This window comes from Pseudomonas arvensis (assembly GCF_056688935.1).
This window is the reverse complement of the sequence record NZ_CP162038.1, coordinates 6,054,258-6,070,799: the sequence shown is the minus strand read 5'-3', so window position 1 is coordinate 6,070,799 and position 16,542 is coordinate 6,054,258. Positions and strand designations below refer to the sequence as shown.

Sequence of the window (16,542 nt, the reverse complement as noted above, 5' to 3'; positions counted from 1 at the left end):
TTTCATGCAGGCGTATCAACGCGATTTCATTCGTTTTGCCATCGATCGCGGCGTTTTGCGCTTCGGTGAGTTCACTCTCAAGTCCGGGCGCACCAGCCCGTACTTCTTCAATGCTGGCCTGTTCAACTCGGGTTCGGCCCTGGCTCAGCTGGGTCGTTTCTACGCGGCAGCCATCGTTGAAAGCGGTATTTCCTTCGACGTGCTGTTTGGCCCGGCCTACAAGGGTATCCCCCTGGCGGCCACAACGGCAGTGGCTTTGGCTGAGCATCACGGGCGGGATCTGCCTTGGTGCTTCAACCGCAAGGAAGCCAAGGCTCACGGCGAAGGCGGCAGCCTGGTGGGCGCGCCGCTGACCGGCGACGTGCTCATCATCGACGATGTCATCACCGCGGGTACCGCAATCCGTGAAGTGATGCAGATCATCGCTTCCCAGGACGGCGCCAAGGCCGCTGGCGTGTTGATCGCACTGAACCGCCAGGAGCGCGGCAACGGTGAATTGTCGGCGATCCAGGAAGTGGAGCGCGATTTCGGCATTCCGGTCGTGAGTATCGTGTCGTTGAACCAGGTGTTGCAGTTCCTGGAAGATGATCCGCAGCTCAAGCAGCATCTGCCGGCGGTGCGTGCGTACCGCGAGCAATTCGGCGTCTGATACAGCAAGTAATGTGGGAGGGGGCAAGCCCCCTCCCACATTTGTTTTCTGCGTTTTTAAGGACGCTTGCGGTTGCTGATCAGCGTGCCCACACCGGTGTCGGTGAAGATTTCCAGCAGGATCGCGTTCGGCACGCGGCCATCCAGGATCAGCGAGCTACCGACGCCGCCTTGCACCGCTTCCAGCGCGCAACGGATCTTCGGCAGCATGCCGCCGTAGATGGTGCCGTCGGCGATCAACTCGTCCACCTGTTGGGTGGTCAAGCCGGTCAGCACCTTGCCTTCCTTGTCCATCAAGCCGGCGATGTTGGTCAGCAGCATCAGCTTTTCAGCTTTCAGCGCTTCGGCAACCTTGCCCGCTACCAGGTCGGCGTTGATGTTGTAGGACTCGCCATTGGCGCCCACGCCGATGGGCGCGATCACCGGGATGAAGTCGCCTTTGACCAGCAGGTTCAGCAGGTCGGTGTTGATGCCGATCACTTCGCCCACTTGGCCGATGTCGATGATTTCCGGCTGGGTCATTTCCGGCGTCTGACGGGTGACGGTCAGTTTTTTCGCGCGGATCAACTCAGCGTCCTTGCCGGTCAGGCCGATGGCGCTGCCGCCGTGGCGGTTGATCAGGTTGACGATGTCTTTGTTCACCTGGCCGCCGAGGACCATCTCCACCACGTCCATGGTCTGCGCGTCAGTGACGCGCATGCCATCGATGAAGTGACTCTCGATCGACAAACGCTTGAGCAGGTCGCCGATCTGCGGGCCGCCACCGTGTACTACCACGGGGTTGATCCCGACGGCTTTCATCAACACGATGTCGCGGGCAAAGCCGGTTTTCAGCTCGTCGCTTTCCATGGCATTGCCGCCGTACTTGATCACCAGCGTCTTGCCGACGTAGCGTCGAATGTAAGGCAACGCTTCGGACAGGACCTTGGCGGTGTTGGCAGCGGCTTCGCGTTCGAGGGTCATTCAGGGCTCCGGAAAAAAATCAGAACGGTAATTGGAGATCAGGGGCAACACGTTTCAACTGGGCGTGGAACACGTCCTTGATGCGCTGCAACTCAGCCTCGGTATCCGCCTCGAAACGCAGGACCAGCACCGGTGTGGTGTTGGACGCGCGAACCAGGCCCCAGCCTTTGGCGTAATCGACTCGCACACCATCAATGGTGGTCAGGTTGGCGCCTTCGCCCCATTGCGCATCGTGCAGTGCGTCAATGATGCTGAATTTGCTCTCCTCGGTCACATGGATATTGATCTCTGGCGTAGAAATATCATTCGGGAAGGTCTGGAATAGCTCTTCGGCGGTGGATTTTTCCTTGCTGAGGATCTCCAGCAGGCGCGCAGCGCTGTAAATACCGTCGTCAAAGCCGAACCAGCGCTCTTTGAAGAACACGTGGCCGCTCATTTCGCCGGCCAATAGCGCGCCGGTTTCCTTCATTTTCTTTTTGATCAACGAGTGGCCGGTCTTCCACATTAGCGGGCGACCGCCATATTCCTTGATCAGCGGGGTGAGGCGGCGGGTGCACTTCACGTCGAAGATGATCTCGGCGTTGGCATTGCGCGCCACCACGTCACGGGCAAACAGCATCAACAGGCGATCCGGGAACACGATTTCACCGGTCTCGGTCACCACACCGACGCGGTCGCCGTCACCGTCGAAGGCCAGGCCGACGTCGGCGCCGGTTTCCTTGACCTTGGCGATCAGGTCCACCAGGTTCTCAGGTTTGCCCGGATCCGGGTGATGGTTCGGGAAGTTGCCGTTGACCTCGCAAAACAACGGAATCACTTCGCAGTTCAGCGCTTCGAGCAGTTGCGGCGCGATCACGCCGGCCGCGCCGTTGCCGCAGTCCACCACCACTTTGAGGCGGCGGGCGAGCTTGACGTCGCGGGTGATTTCATCGGAGTAGCGCTGCAGGATGTCGACCTTGGTGATGCTGCCTTTGCCGCTGGTCAGGTCGTTGGTCTTCAGGCGGGTATGCAGGGCTTGGATCTGTTCGTTGGCCAGGGTGTCGCCAGCAATGACGATCTTGAAGCCGTTGTAGTCCGACGGGTTATGGCTGCCGGTGAGCATCACCCCGGACTTGCCGGCCAGGACATTGGCGGCGTAGTACAGCGCCGGCGTTGGTACCAGGCCGACGTCGCTGACGTGGCAGCCGGCGTCGGCCAGGCCCTGGATCAGTTGTTCCACCAGTTCCGGGCCGGACAAGCGACCGTCGCGGCCGACCGAAACGTTGGGCTCATCCTGGGCGAGGCTCTGGGCGCCGATGGCGCGGCCAATCCAGTAGGCCGTTTCGGCGGTCAGGGTCTTGGGCACCACGCCACGGATGTCATAGGCGCGAAAAATGCTGTCGGGGAATGTCGGGGCTACTCGGGCTGCGGTACTCATCGCGGGGGGAAACTCCATCTGAAGGGGGCAAGGCTGGCCTTAATGTGGCTGACCGGTAGGCTCAAACTGAAGGGTATGACGGTGTTTTCGGCAGAGAGTTCGTGGTGCAAAAATGCCATCGGCGTTTGGCGGCCTGGCTCTTTTTTGCGTAATGCATTGATTTCACTATGGAAATCTCGCTGATAAATTCCGCGCATTCTTCATCCTGAAAAGCCATGCGGTGGCGTCTGGTCGGGCAGAAGCACCCGGCCAGGTTCAGCTTAGTCAGAGACTGCCGGAATGCCCGAAGCCGCCTGCGCCGCGTTGGGTTTCGTCGAACTCATGCACCAGTTCGAAGTGCGCCTGCACCACCGGCACAAGAACCAGCTGGGCGATGCGCTCGCCGACCACGATGTTGAAGGCAGTCTGGCCACGGTTCCAGCACGACACCATCAACTCGCCCTGGTAGTCCGAGTCGATCAGGCCGACCAGATTGCCCAGTACGATGCCGTGTTTGTGACCCAGGCCGGAGCGCGGCAAGATCAGCGCCGCCAGGCCAGGGTCGCCCACGTAGATCGACAGGCCGGTCGGAATCAGGACGGTCTGACCCGGCTCAAGCAGGGTGTCCTGCTTGAGCATGGCGCGCAGGTCCAGGCCGGCGGAGCCAGGGGTGGCGTAGGCCGGCAGTGGGAATTCGGTGCCGATGCGTGGGTCGAGGATCTTGGCTTGCAAAGCGTGCATGGAAATTAAACCTGGTTCAGCCGTTGGGCGATAAAAGAGATCAACTGGCGGGCAATCTTGCCCTTGCTGGTCTGGGTGAAAAGGGTGGCGTGCAGGTCGCGGTCAATCACGCTGCAGGCGTTTTCCTCGCTGTTGAAGCCGATGCTCGGGTTGGCGACATCATTGGCAACGATCAGGTCGAGGTTTTTGTCTTTCAATTTGCGTGCGGCGTAGTCCAGCAAGTGCTCGGTCTCGGCCGCGAAGCCGACGCTGAACGGGCGGTCTGGACGGGTGGCGATGGTGGCCAGGATGTCCGGGTTGCGCACCATTTGCAGGAGCAGGCCGTCGCCGCTTGTAGGGTCTTTCTTGAGCTTTTGCGGGGCGACGACTTCCGGGCGGTAGTCCGCAACCGCTGCCGAGGCGATAAACAGGTCGCAGGGAATGGCTGCTTCGCAGGCCGCGAGCATGTCCCGGGCGCTGACTACGTCGATTCGCGTGACGCGATCAGGGGTCGGCAAATGCACCGGTCCGGTGATCAAGGTGACACGTGCGCCTGCCTCGACCGCCGCTTCTGCCAGCGCAAAGCCCATTTTTCCTGAGCTATGGTTGGTGATGTAGCGCACCGGGTCGATGTTTTCCTGGGTCGGGCCAGCGGTGATCAGCACGTGCTTGCCGGTCAGGGCCAGGTGCTGGAAGCACTCGGCGGCGCACTGGGCCAGATCGGTGGCTTCGAGCATGCGGCCCATGCCCACGTCGCCGCAGGCCTGGCTGCCGGACGCCGGGCCGAACACCTTGAGGCCACGACTTTGCAGGAGTTGAGTGTTGGCCTGGGTGGCCGGATCGCGCCACATGGCCTGGTTCATGGCCGGGGCGATGGCCACGGTGGCGTCGGTGGCCAGTACCAGCGTGGTCAGCAGGTCGTCGGCAATGCCTTGGGCGAGGCGGGCGATCAGGTCCGCGGTGGCTGGGGCGATCAGCACCAGGTCGGCCCATTTGGCCAGTTCGATGTGGCCCATGGCGGCTTCCGCCGCCGGGTCCAGCAGGTCCAGGTGAACCGGGTGGCCGGACAAGGCCTGCATGGTCAGGGGGGTGATGAACTCACTGCCGCCACGAGTCATGACCACGCGCACTTCGGCGCCTTGGTCCAGGAGCCTGCGAACCAACTCTGCGCTCTTGTAGGCGGCAATGCCGCCGCCGACGCCGAGAACGATGCGTTTCCGATACAGACGCTGCATTGGTTTGCCTTTCCAGTTCAGTGAAGCCAGTTCAGTGACGCCTGCGATCTCCCCTCCCCAGGTGAAATCGCACGCAAAAAAGAGGGCCTACGATAACACAGCGTCTGTCAGGCAGCAGCGGCGCACATGCACAGGGAGGTGGGATGAGTATTCGTGACTGGCCGGCGGCAGAGCGTCCGCGGGAGAAGCTTTTGGCATGGGGCGCGGCAAGTTTGTCAGATGCCGAGTTGTTGGCAATCTTTCTGCGCACAGGTGTAGCCGGTCGGAGCGCGGTGGACTTGGCGCGCCATCTGCTCGCCCAATTTGGTGGCTTACGCCCGCTGCTGGAGGCCAACCAGGCGCTGTTCAACCAGCAACTGGGCTTGGGGCCGGCGAAGTTTGCCCAACTGCAGGCGGTACTGGAAATGTCCCGGCGGCATATGGCCGAACACTTGCGCAGTGAGTCAGTGCTGGAAAGCCCGGAGGTCGTGCGGGGTTACCTCAAGGCGCTGTTGCGCCATGAGCCCCACGAGATCTTTGGCTGCCTGTTTCTCGATTCAAAACATCGGGTATTGGGCTTCGAGGCATTATCCGAGGGCACCATCGACGCCGCGGTGGTGTATCCCCGGCAGGTGGTCAAACGCGCACTGGCCTACAACGCGGCGGCGTTGATCTTGTGTCACAACCATCCTTCGGGAAGCGTGGAGCCGAGTGCTGCTGATCGAAAATTGACCAAAGTCCTGCAGAAAGCGCTGGAGATGGTGGACGTGCGGGTGCTGGATCACATCATCGTGGGGGATGGTGATCCATTGTCGATGGCGGAGTACGGATGGATGTAGCCCCCACCCTTTGCGGTGGGGGCCATGGTTCAGGGCTTGACGCTGACCTTCGAGAAGTCCTGGCGCCCGAATGGGCTCACCTGGTATCCCTCGACATTCTTGCGGGCCAGGGCAAAAGCGGTCGGATGCGCCAGCGGCAGCCACAACGCCTGCTGCTGGATCTGCGCCTGGGCCTGTTGATACAGCTTGCTGCGCACCCCTTGCTCGCTGGTGGTCTTGCCGGCACTGATCAGCTTGTCCAGCGCAGGGTCGCAGTAACGCGCGAAGTTGGTCCCGGATTTCACCGCTGCGCAGGAAAACTGCGGGGTCAGGAAGTTATCCGGATCACCGTTGTCACCGGCCCAGCCCATGAACAGCAGGTCATGCTCGCCGGCTTTGGCGCGGCGAATCAGCTCGCCCCATTCGATCACGCGGATCTCGGCCTGGATGCCGACTTTGGCCAGGTCGGCTTGCAGCAGTTGCGCGCCGAGGTTCGGGTTGGGGTTCAGCAGGCTGCCGGTGGGGCGTGTCCAAATGGTGGTCTTGAAGCCATCCTTGAGCCCGGCGCGATTGAGCAGGGCCCTGGCCTTGTCGAGGTCCTGTGGATAACCCGGCAAGTCCTTGGCGTAGCTCCATGTATTGGGCGGATAAGGGCCGTTGGCGGCTTCGGCGGTGCCTTCAAATACCGCTTTGAGGTAGCTGGCCTTGTCGAAGGCCAGGTTGATCGCCTGACGCACTTCGGGCTTGTCCAGGGGAGGGTGCTGGCTGTTGATCGCCACGAATGCGGTCATGAATGCGGCGGTTTTTTCTACTTTGAGGGCCGGGTCTTTCTCGGCCTCGCCCACATCCAGCGGCTTGGGCGACAGGGCGATCTGGCATTCATCGCGGTGCAGCTTCTGCAAGCGCACGTTGGCGTCCGGTGTGATCGCGAAGATCAAGTTATCCACAGCCGGTTTGCCGCCAAAGTAGTCCGGGTTGGCTTTGTAGCGAACCACGGCGTCTTTCTGGAAGCGACTGAAAATGAACGGCCCGGTGCCAATCGGTTGGCTGTTGAGCTTCTCGGGCGTACCGGCCTTGAGCAGTTTGTCGGCGTACTCGGCCGGGTAAATCGAGGCGAAGCCCATGCTCAGGGCGGCGAGAAAGGTGGAGTCGGCATGGTCCAGGGTGAAGCGCACGGTCAGTGGGTCGAGCGCATCGATCTTCTTGACCAGTGTCGGTAGTTGCAGCGACTGGGCGTGAGGGAAACCGCTCTGGGCGATCTTGTGCCACGGGTTGGCCGGGTCGAGCATGCGCTCGAAGCTGAAGCGCACGTCTTCGGCGGTCAGGCTGCGGCTGGGGGTGAAGTACTCGGTACGGTGGAACTTCACATTCGGGTGCAGCTTGAAGGTGTAGGTCAGGCCGTCCGGCGACACGTCCCAGCTGTCGGCCAGGCTTGGCACCAGCTTGCCGCTGGGGGCATCGAAGTCCACCAAGCGGTTCATCAATACGTCCGCGGAGGCGTTGGTGGTGGTCAGCGAGTTGTACTGCACCACATCAAACCCTTCGGGGCTGGCCTCGGTGCACACGCTCAGGTTGGTGGCGGCATAGGCCAGCGGAGCGATAAAAAGAGGGGCAAGCAACAGCGGTAGGGCAGCGAGGCGCATATTCGGTTTCCTTTGCAGATCGAAGGCCCATCTGCGAGTGCAGTCTGGAAAAGTCCTACCGTAGTGCTCTGATTGATAAATGACTAGCCCATTTTTGCCTGTGCTTTTGGCTCAAATGCTGTTTTGATGGCGCCTCAGATAGTTTCGTCGCGCACTTCACGGTGCACGCGGGCGCTGAAAATCATTCTGTGCGACGAGCGGTCGGCTGTTGTAGCGGCCCCTCCTGGCAACGGTTCTGGCGTCAACGGCCGAGATTTACTCCGGTAAAAACACACTCGCTGTTGTTGCGTCAGGGTCTTTCTGGTATAAAGCAGCGCTCTTTTCTAGGGGCCCGGTTCCTTCACTGTAGGTGTAGCCGGTAAGACCCTTAAAGAAACGCGGCGCCTGGCGCCAAATGACTGAGAGATTAAGCGGCCAACCCATGCCGGGTTGGGCATGTGGTTTTAGAGGGCTGAGGCATGTCGAGAGTCTGTCAAGTTACCGGTAAGGGTCCGGTGACTGGGAATAACATTTCCCACGCAAATAACAAAACCCGTCGTCGTTTCCTGCCGAACCTGCAGCATCACCGCTTCTGGGTTGAAGAAGAGAAACGTTTTGTTCGCCTGCGTGTATCTGCTAAAGGCATGCGTATCATCGACAAGCGTGGCATCACTGTCGTGCTGGCCGAAATCCGTGCCGCTGGCAAGATCTAAGGAGCTCTATCATGCGTGAATTGATTCGAATGATCTCTAGCGCCGGTACTGGTCACTTCTACACTACCGACAAGAACAAGCGTACTACCCCGGACAAGCTCGAAAAGAAAATGTTCGACCCGCGCGTTCGCAAGCACGTGATCTACAAAGAAGGCAAAATCAAGTAATTGATTTTCTTCCTTGTGAAAAAAAGCCCGTCTCTCACGAGTCGGGCTTTTTTTTGCGTGGGATTTGGTTGATCAGGCCTTCTGTTCAAACACCACATAGATCTTGCGGCAGGGTTCCAGTACTTCCCAGGTGCCACTGAAGCCGGCGGGAATCACGAAGCGGTCGCCGGCGCGCAAGGTCTTGGCGTTGCCCTCTGTGTCGCGCAGCACGGACACACCCTGCACGATCTCGCAGTACTCATGCTCGGTGTAGCTGACCTTCCACTGCCCGACCTCACCTTCCCAGACCCCCGCACTCATCTGGCCACATGGGCTGTTGTAGTGGTTGTAGACCGTCTGCTCGGGATCGCCCTTGAGGATTTTCTCGGCGGCAGGGCGATAGCGGTCGGGGGCGGTGGTGGCTTGGCTGAAGTCGACGATGTCCTGGATGCTCATGTGCGTGTCCCGTCTGGCCTGGGGTTGGAGAGCCCAAAGTCTATGTTTATTAAAATGAACATCGCAAGGGCGTTTACCGGCGTTATGTCAAATATATTGAAACATCCCCAGCCGCTGGTTTAGGGTGGCAACTGCCTTTGAGCCGAACAGTTGGCTGGCGGGCAAGCATTCTTTGAGGCTGCCGGGGGACATCGCCTGGCCCTTGTATTCAACAAGAGGAGGACACTCGCATGACCACCCTGACCCGTGCCGACTGGGAACAACGCGCCAAGGATCTGAAGATCGAAGGCCGCGCCTACATCAATGGCGAATACACCGCCGCTGTTTCCGGTGACACCTTCGAATGCATCAGCCCGGTCGATGGCCGTCTGCTGGCCACTGTTGCCAGCTGTGACGCCGCCGACGCCCAGCGCGCCGTCGAAAATGCCCGCGCCACCTTCAATTCCGGCGCTTGGTCGCGCCTGGCGCCGGCCAAACGCAAAGCCACCATGATCCGTTTCGCGGCGCTGCTCAAGGCCAATGCCGAAGAGCTGGCGCTGCTGGAAACCCTGGACATGGGCAAGCCGATCAGCGACTCCCTGAACATCGACGTACCCGGCGCGGCGAATGCCCTGAGCTGGAGCGGCGAGGCCATCGACAAGATTTACGACGAAGTCGCTGCCACGCCGCACGATCAACTGGGCCTGGTAACCCGCGAGCCGGTGGGTGTGGTTGGCGCCATCGTGCCGTGGAACTTCCCGCTGATGATGGCCTGCTGGAAACTCGGCCCGGCGTTGTCCACCGGTAACTCGGTGATCCTCAAGCCGTCCGAAAAATCCCCGCTGACCGCCATCCGTATCGCGGCCCTGGCGGTTGAAGCCGGTATTCCGAAAGGCGTGTTCAACGTGCTGCCGGGCTACGGCCACACCGTCGGCAATGCGCTGGCGCTGCACATGGACGTCGACACGCTGGTATTCACCGGCTCGACCAAGATCGCCAAGCAGCTGTTGATCCGCTCCGGCGAGTCGAACATGAAGCGCGTATGGCTGGAAGCCGGCGGCAAAAGCCCGAACATCGTGTTCGCCGACGCCCCGGACCTGCAAGCCGCCGCGAAATCTGCAGCCAGCGCCATTGCCTTCAACCAGGGTGAAGTCTGTACCGCCGGCTCGCGCCTGCTGGTGGAGCGCTCCATCAAAGATACATTCCTGCCGCTGGTCATCGAGGCGCTCAAGGCCTGGAAGCCCGGCAACCCGCTGGACCCTGCAACCACCGTCGGCGCGTTGGTGGACACCCAGCAGATGAACACCGTGCTGTCGTACATCGAAGCAGGTCACGCCGATGGCGCCAAACTGGTGGCCGGCGGCAAGCGCATCCTGGAAGAAACCGGCGGTACCTACGTCGAGCCAACGATTTTCGACGGCGTGACCAACGCCATGAAGATCGCCCAGGAAGAGATCTTCGGCCCGGTACTTTCGGTGATCACCTTCGACAGCGCCGAAGAGGCGATCAAGATTGCCAACGACACGGTGTATGGCCTGGCTGCCGCCGTGTGGACCGCTGACATCTCCAAAGCGCACCTGACCGCCAAGGCCCTGCGCGCCGGCAGCGTGTGGGTCAATCAATACGACGGCGGCGACATGACTGCGCCGTTTGGTGGCTTCAAGCAATCGGGTAACGGTCGCGACAAGTCGCTGCATGCGTTCGACAAATACACCGAACTGAAGTCGACCTGGATCAAGCTCTAAGCAACACCGCAGGTCGAAGGTGGGAGGAGGTTTGCCTCCGATAGCAGTGTGTCAGGCACTTAACGTGCTCAAGGACCCGCCGCCATCGGGGGCAAGTCCCCTCCCACACTGTTTTGTGTGTTCTCAAGAATTATCCACAGGAGCGTGGCAATGCGTTGGGCGACCTATTTCGCCGTCCTGGCCTCGGTACTTAGCGTCGGCTTGGCGCTGGGTGTCAGCATGCCGCTGGTGTCCCTGCGTCTGGAAGGTTGGGGCTACGGCAGCTTCGCCATTGGTGTGATGGCGGCCATGCCGGCGTTCGGCGTATTGCTTGGCGCCAAGGTCTCCAGCCGGCTGGCCGCATGGCTCGGCACTGCCAATCTGATGCGTCTGTGTATGTGGTGCGGTGCGGTGTCCATCGGTTTACTGGCGATCCTGCCCAGCTACCCGATATGGCTGGTGCTGCGCCTGATGATCGGGGTGATCCTGACCATCGTGTTTATCCTCGGTGAAAGCTGGATCAACCAGTTAGTGGTGGAGCAGTGGCGTGGCCGATTGGTGGCGCTGTATGGCTGCAGTTATGCCTTGAGCCAGCTGTCCGGGCCACTGCTGCTGGGCGTGATCGGCACCGACCATGACTATGGCATCTGGGTCGGCGTGGCTTTGTTGGTGATTGCCCCGCTGGCATTGCTGGGACGCTCCGGCGCACCCACCGCCGATTCGTTCAGCGTGACTTTCGTCGAGCTGTGGCGCTTTTGCCGCAGCCTGCCGGCGATTGCCTGGGCGGTGGCGCTGTTCGCCGCGTTCGAAGCGATGATCTTGACGCTGCTGCCGGTGTATTGCCTGCAACAAGGCTTTACCGCCGAGATTGCCTTGGCGATGGTCAGCACGGTGGTGGTCGGCGATGCGCTGCTGCAACTGCCCATCGGTGCGCTGGCCGACTACCTGCCACGGCGCACGTTGTTCCTGAGTTGTGCTGTGTTGTTGCTGGTGTCCAGCCTGGCGATTCCGTTGACGTTGCACACGCTGTTGATCTGGCCGATATGGGTGTTGTTCGGCGCCAGTGCCGGTGGGTTGTTTACCCTGTCGCTGATCCTGATCGGCGAGCGTTATCGCGACGATGCGCTGGTGCGCGCCAATGCCCACATCGCCCAGCTGTGGGGCATCGGTTGCCTGATCGGGCCACTGGTGGCCGGGGCGGGCAGCCAGTGGATCAACGGGCATGCCCTGCCGCTGTTGATGGCGGCGGGGGCGTTGGGGTTGGTCGTGCTATTGCTGCGCCAGGGCGCATTCGGTGCCGCACAGCCAGCCTGATTTGAAATGCGATCCTCTGTGGGAGGGGCTTGCGGCCTCCCGCAGAGGATTTGCGTTGTGTCAGAGCATGCGTTCCAGGCCGACGCGGGTGGCGAACCACGCATTGAACCGCCGCCACCAACTGCCAGGCTCGCGGGTCAGCATGTGCAGTTGCCCGTCATCTTCGGTGATCCACACCACGTTGCCGTCCTGCAGTTTCGCCTCGTAACTCAAGGCGGGTGCCATGCCTTGCAACGCCAGGTTGCGCACGTGTTCCGCCAGTTCGGGGCTGTCCACCAAGACGCCGACTTCGGTATTCCACAACACAGAGCGGGGGTCGAAATTGAACGAGCCGATAAACGACTTCGTCCGATCAAAGATCATGGCCTTGCTGTGCAGGCTGGAATCCGAACCTCGGAAGGAGCCCCGGCGAAACAGGTGCGGGCTGCTGCCACCGCCGTCGCCGGGTTGGCGGCGCAGTTCATAGAGTTTGACCCCGTGCTCCAGCAGCGCCTTGCGATAAGGCGCATAGCCGCCGTGCACGGCCGGCACATCGGTGGCTTCAAGGGAGTTGGTCAACAGGCTCACCGATACACCCGCGTCGGCGCGCCCCGTCAGGTACACCAGCCCAGGCTGCCCCGGTACGAAGTACGCCGAGATCATTATCAGCTCATGGTTGACGCCTTCCAGCTCCGGCGCGAGTTGGGTGGTCAGCAGCAGGCGTGGGTCCGGGTCGGCCTTGGCCAGCACCTTGCTCGGTGCGTCCCACAACGCCTGGTTCCAGGCCCAGATCAGCTCGCGGCGCCAGATGTCCATGCGCGGTTGGGTCTGGTAGGTGCGCAGGCGGTTGTACAGCGCGTGATTCTGCTGGCGTGACTCGGCCAACGACGCCTCCAGGCGCACGCGCGCGGCAGCCAGGTCGCCTTTAGAGGGGCTGTTTGAGACAAAATCGTCAATCGGTTTGCTCAGGGCGCTGTTCCAGTACTGATCGAAACTGTGCCCGAGCTGCTCGGCCACCGGCCCTACGCTGAGCATGTCGATATCGGTGAAATTCAGGTTTGGCTCGGCGTCGAAATATTCATCCCCCAGGTTTCGCCCGCCGACGATGGCCACACTGTTGTCCGCCAGCCACAGCTTGTTGTGCATGCGCCGGTGTTGCAGCGACAGGTCGAACAGGCGGCCCATGGCCCGCGTCACACCGGTGCTGCGCCCCAAGTGCAGGGGATTGAACAGGCGAATCTCGATCTTGGGGTGGGCGGCGAGGGTGGCGATGATCTGGTCGAGGCCGTCGCTGGTGGTGTCGTCCAGCAGGATGCGCACACGCACGCCACGGTCGGCGGCCTTGAGCAGTTCATCCACCAGCATGCGCGTGCTGATGCCGTCGTGGACGATGTAGTACTGCAGATCGAGGCTGGTCTGGGCGTTCCGGATCAGCTCGGCGCGGGCCATGAAGGCTTCGCTGCTGTTGGGCAACAGGCGGAAACCGGAGCGGCCCTGGTAAGGCGCGGCCTGGGCCTGGATCGAGCGGCCGAACGACGACTGTGCTGCCGGCAGTGCGTCGCTGGGGATACGCGGTGTGCTCACTGTGGCGCAGCCACCCAGGGTCAGGGCTCCCAACAGGCAAAACGGTAAAAGCCGTCGAATCATCAAGGGAGGCGCTTCCAGTTCAGGGCGGTTGTCGGCATATGACGGCGATTTCTCGCGAAAGGTCAGTCCGCCGACTCGGCCAACATCTTTATCGCCGCGACACCGACCTTGCGCACCGCTTCTTCAATCTGCGGGGTTGGCTTGGCACCGTAGTTCATACGCAGGCAGTTCCGATACTTGCCCGATGCAGAAAAGATGCTTCCCACGGCGACCTGGACACCTTGTTCTATGAGCACCCGGTTGAGTTTCAGAGTATCGAAGCCCTCCGGCAGTTCTATCCACAGCATGAAGCTGCCCTGGGGGCGGCTGGCGCGCGTGCCCGCCGGGAAATAGCGGCTGACCCAATCGAGCATCAAGTCGCGATTGCGCTGGTATTGGGTGCGCATGCGCCGCAAATGCGGCTCGAAATGCCCACCCTTGAGAAATTCGGCAATTGCGATCTGCGGTTGGGTCGCGGTGGAGCCGGTGCTGATGTATTTCATGTGCAGCACCCGTTCCAAGTAGCGCCCCGGTGCCACCCAGCCAATGCGCAGGCCCGGCGCCAGGGTTTTCGAGAAGGAACTGCAGAGCAGCACGCGGCCATCTTCGTCGAAGGATTTGATGGTGCGCGGGCGCGGGTAGCTGTAGGCCAATTCGCCATACACATCGTCTTCGATGATCGCCACGTCAAAACGCTGTGCCAGGGTCAACAAAGCGCGTTTGCGTGCCTCCGGCATGATGTAGCCCAACGGGTTGTTGCAGTTGGGGGTCAACTGAATGACTTTGATCGGCCACTGCTCCAGGGCCAACTCCAAGGCTTCGAGGCTGATGCCAGTGATGGGGTCAGTGGGGATTTCCAGGGCTTTCATGCCCAGTCCCTTGAGGGTCTGCATGGCGCCGTGGAAGCTCGGCGAGTCCACCGCGACGATATCGCCGGGGTCACAGATGGCGTGGATGCTGGCGGACAGCGCCTCATGGCAGCCGGTGGTGATCACGATGTCTTCGGCGGTCAACTGGCAGCCGGAATCCAACGACAGCCGGGCGATTTGCTCACGCAGTTCCATACAGCCGAGGATGTTGTCGTAATACAGCCCCGGCAGATCCTGGCGCCGGCTGACGCGGGCAAGGCTTCGCAGCAGGGGTTTGAGGGTGGGTGACAATACATCCGGCATGCCCCGGCCCATCTGTATGACGTCTTTTCGCGGCACAGCGCGAATCAGTTCCAGCACTTGGTCCCACTGGGAGATTTCTACCGGGCGTTGGGCGGGGCGGCCTATTTCCGGCAGGGCCGGCAGCTCGCGGCCAACGGGAACGAAGTAGCCGGACTTGGGCTTGGGCATCGCCAGGCCGTTGTCTTCCAGTAGGCGATAAGCCTGTTGCACGGTGCTGAGGCTGACCCCATGTTCGACGCTCAAGGCCCGCACGGACGGCAATCGATCACCGGGGCGATAGAAGCCCTGTTCGATGCGGGTGCCCAGCAATTCGGCGAGATTGACATAAAGGGTCATGACGGTCGCTCCCAGTGGACCAGTACAGATAGAGAGAAAATACAGGATTCACTGGCCCATAGGCAGTGTCTGTATGGATTTAATAAAGGTAGGTTGAATCTGTAATGGTTTTTGCCGTTCGCCCATGCTTGTCACTCAAGGCAACACGCCACTGAGGGGCAACAACATGAACGGCATGAGCGATGTGCGGCTGGCGCTACACAGTCAGGAACTGGAAGCAGGGCAGGAGCGGGCACTGTCTGCGCTCACGGGTAACCGCTGGAGCCTGTTCTGGCACCGTCGCCACACGCGCAAGGCTTTGCTGAGCCTGACCTGCGAGCAATTGCAGGATATCGGACTGACTGCCGAGCAGGCGCGCCAGGAAGGCTTGAAGCCTTTCTGGCGCGGTTGATCACACCAGCTCTTTGAGGCGGTGCCAGAGCATCCCCAGCGCCAGCAGCGGCGAGCGCAGGTGCTGGCCGCCGGGGAAGGTGATGTGCGGCACCTTTGCGAACAGATCGAAACGCCCCTGCTGCTGGCCGCTGATGGCTTCGGCCAGCAGCTTGCCCGCCAGGTGTGTGGCGTTGAGGCCATGGCCCGCATAAGCCTGGGCGTAATACACGTTGGGTTGATCCGCCAACCGACCGATCTGCGGCAAGCGGTTGGCGCCGATGCCGATCATGCCGCCCCACTGGTAGTCAATTTTCGCGTCGGCCAACTGCGGGAACACCTTCAGCATTTTCGGCCGCATGTAGGCGCCGATGTCCTGGGGATCACGGCCGGAGTAGTGGCAGGCGCCGCCGAACAACAGGCGACGGTCGGCGGACAAGCGGAAATAGTCCACCGTCACCCGTTGATCGCACACCGCCATGTTCTGCGGCAACAGATTGGCGGCCTGCGCTTCGCTCAAGGGTTCGGTGGCGATGATGTAGCTGCCGGCGGGCAGCACTTTGCCGCTCAGGTGCGGGTTGAGGCCGTTGAGGTAGGCGTTGCAGGCCAGTACCAGGGTCCTGGCACGCACGTGGCCGTGGGCGGTGTGCACCTTGACCTCGGGGCCGTAGTCGATGCGTGTCACTTCGGACTGCTCAAACAACTGCGCGCCCAACTGCTGCGCGGCGGCCGCTTCGCCGAGCGCCAGGTTCAGCGGGTGCAGGTGGCCTGACCCCATGTCGATCATGCCGCCCACATAGCGGTCGGAACCGATGACGCTGCTCATCTCGGTAGCTTGCAGCAGGCGCACTTCATGGCGATAGCCGAGGCTGCGCAGTTCTTCGGCGTCTTCGGCGAGCCCGTGCAGGTCGCGAGGCTTGTTGGCGAGGTCGCAGTAGCCCCAGGTCAGGTCGCAGGGGATCTGGTAGCGCTCGACGCGCTCACGCACGATCTCGACGGCTTCCAGGCCCATCAGCTTAATCTCGCGCACGCCATCGCTGCCGATCACATTGGTGAACTGGTCCAGGCCGTGGCCGACGCCGCGAATCAGTTGCCCGCCATTACGCCCGCTGGCGCCCCAGGCGATCTTGCGCGCCTCCAGCAACACCACGCGCAAACCACGCTCGGCCAGTTCCAGCGCGGTGTTAAGCCCGGAAAAACCCCCGCCGATCACACACACGTCGGCAGTCACTTCGCCGGTCAACACCGGGTAATCGGGCTGCGGCAGGCTGCTGGCGGCGTAGTAGGAAGCGGTGTGCCGGGCGCTGGCGGTCATGGGGAGCATCCCTGTTTGGAAAATTTGACGCA

15 protein-coding genes and 1 pseudogene are annotated in these 16,542 nt (G+C 61.5%); 7 read left to right on the top strand and 9 right to left on the bottom strand.

Annotation, left to right across the window (positions count from 1 at the left end; genetic code table 11):
* Positions 1-4: 4 nt before the first annotated feature.
* Positions 5-649 carry an orotate phosphoribosyltransferase gene (gene pyrE, locus AB3G88_RS27750; RefSeq protein ID WP_099586019.1) on the top strand — a complete coding sequence of 215 codons (645 nt, stop codon included), beginning with the start codon at positions 5-7 and terminating at the stop codon, positions 647-649.
* Between the two features lie 56 nt (positions 650-705).
* Here pyrE and argB read toward each other — a convergent pair whose 3' ends face one another.
* The 4 genes and pseudogenes from argB to coaBC form a co-directional block, all read right to left on the bottom strand.
* Positions 706-1,611: an acetylglutamate kinase gene (gene argB / locus AB3G88_RS27745; RefSeq protein ID WP_015886532.1), complete on the bottom strand. Its 906-nt coding sequence runs from the start codon at positions 1,609-1,611 to the stop codon at positions 706-708.
* A 19-nt stretch (positions 1,612-1,630) separates the two neighbouring features.
* Positions 1,631-3,052 (bottom strand): annotated as a pseudogene (locus tag AB3G88_RS27740) (phosphomannomutase/phosphoglucomutase); the annotation flags it as partial.
* A gap of 240 nt (positions 3,053-3,292) precedes the next feature.
* On the bottom strand, positions 3,293-3,748 hold the full coding sequence (dut, locus tag AB3G88_RS27735) for a dUTP diphosphatase (RefSeq protein ID WP_112192759.1): 456 nt from the start codon (positions 3,746-3,748) through the stop codon (positions 3,293-3,295).
* Positions 3,749-3,753: 5 nt separating this feature from the next.
* Complete coding sequence (coaBC, locus tag AB3G88_RS27730) at positions 3,754-4,962, bottom strand: bifunctional phosphopantothenoylcysteine decarboxylase/phosphopantothenate--cysteine ligase CoaBC (protein WP_480452548.1); 1,209 nt, start codon at positions 4,960-4,962, stop codon at positions 3,754-3,756.
* A 143-nt stretch (positions 4,963-5,105) separates the two neighbouring features.
* On the opposite strand from coaBC, the gene radC reads away from it, so the two are divergent.
* Entirely contained in the window at positions 5,106-5,780 is a 675-nt protein-coding gene (gene radC / locus AB3G88_RS27725; protein ID WP_112192758.1) for a RadC family protein, read from the top strand.
* Between the two features lie 29 nt (positions 5,781-5,809).
* On the opposite strand, the gene AB3G88_RS27720 is transcribed toward radC, so the two are convergent.
* The gene (locus AB3G88_RS27720; RefSeq protein ID WP_480452546.1) at positions 5,810-7,402 is read right to left on the bottom strand and encodes an ABC transporter substrate-binding protein; all 1,593 of its coding nucleotides are present in this window, start codon (positions 7,400-7,402) and stop codon (positions 5,810-5,812) included.
* Positions 7,403-7,860: 458 nt separating this feature from the next.
* On the opposite strand from AB3G88_RS27720, the gene rpmB reads away from it, so the two are divergent.
* On the top strand, positions 7,861-8,094 hold the full coding sequence (gene rpmB, locus AB3G88_RS27715) for a 50S ribosomal protein L28 (RefSeq protein ID WP_003176907.1): 234 nt from the start codon (positions 7,861-7,863) through the stop codon (positions 8,092-8,094).
* Positions 8,095-8,105: 11 nt separating this feature from the next.
* Positions 8,106-8,261, top strand: a complete 156-nt coding sequence (rpmG, locus tag AB3G88_RS27710; protein ID WP_003176906.1) for a 50S ribosomal protein L33 — start codon at positions 8,106-8,108, stop codon at positions 8,259-8,261.
* Between the two features lie 72 nt (positions 8,262-8,333).
* Here rpmG and AB3G88_RS27705 read toward each other — a convergent pair whose 3' ends face one another.
* Positions 8,334-8,696, bottom strand: a complete 363-nt coding sequence (locus tag AB3G88_RS27705) for a cupin domain-containing protein (protein ID WP_480452543.1) — start codon at positions 8,694-8,696, stop codon at positions 8,334-8,336.
* 230 nt (positions 8,697-8,926) lie between these two features.
* Between AB3G88_RS27705 and AB3G88_RS27700 the strand changes: the two genes are divergently transcribed.
* Complete coding sequence (locus tag AB3G88_RS27700; protein ID WP_099586012.1) at positions 8,927-10,420, top strand: aldehyde dehydrogenase; 1,494 nt, start codon at positions 8,927-8,929, stop codon at positions 10,418-10,420.
* A 150-nt stretch (positions 10,421-10,570) separates the two neighbouring features.
* Positions 10,571-11,713 carry an MFS transporter gene (locus tag AB3G88_RS27695; RefSeq protein ID WP_112192754.1) on the top strand — a complete coding sequence of 381 codons (1,143 nt, stop codon included), beginning with the start codon at positions 10,571-10,573 and terminating at the stop codon, positions 11,711-11,713.
* A gap of 60 nt (positions 11,714-11,773) precedes the next feature.
* Here AB3G88_RS27695 and AB3G88_RS27690 read toward each other — a convergent pair whose 3' ends face one another.
* Both AB3G88_RS27690 and AB3G88_RS27685 read right to left on the bottom strand, forming a co-directional pair.
* Positions 11,774-13,339, bottom strand: a complete 1,566-nt coding sequence (locus tag AB3G88_RS27690) for a phospholipase D family protein (protein WP_480452540.1) — start codon at positions 13,337-13,339, stop codon at positions 11,774-11,776.
* Between the two features lie 62 nt (positions 13,340-13,401).
* Positions 13,402-14,826 (bottom strand): aminotransferase-like domain-containing protein, encoded by a 1,425-nt coding sequence (locus AB3G88_RS27685; RefSeq protein ID WP_099586009.1) that lies wholly within the window; start codon positions 14,824-14,826, stop codon positions 13,402-13,404.
* A 166-nt stretch (positions 14,827-14,992) separates the two neighbouring features.
* On the opposite strand from AB3G88_RS27685, the gene AB3G88_RS27680 reads away from it, so the two are divergent.
* Complete coding sequence (locus AB3G88_RS27680) at positions 14,993-15,217, top strand: DUF1127 domain-containing protein (RefSeq protein ID WP_480452538.1); 225 nt, start codon at positions 14,993-14,995, stop codon at positions 15,215-15,217.
* Here AB3G88_RS27680 and AB3G88_RS27675 read toward each other — a convergent pair whose 3' ends face one another.
* Positions 15,218-16,510: an NAD(P)/FAD-dependent oxidoreductase gene (locus AB3G88_RS27675; protein WP_099586007.1), complete on the bottom strand. Its 1,293-nt coding sequence runs from the start codon at positions 16,508-16,510 to the stop codon at positions 15,218-15,220. It abuts the gene before it with no gap.
* Positions 16,511-16,542: the final 32 nt, after the last annotated feature.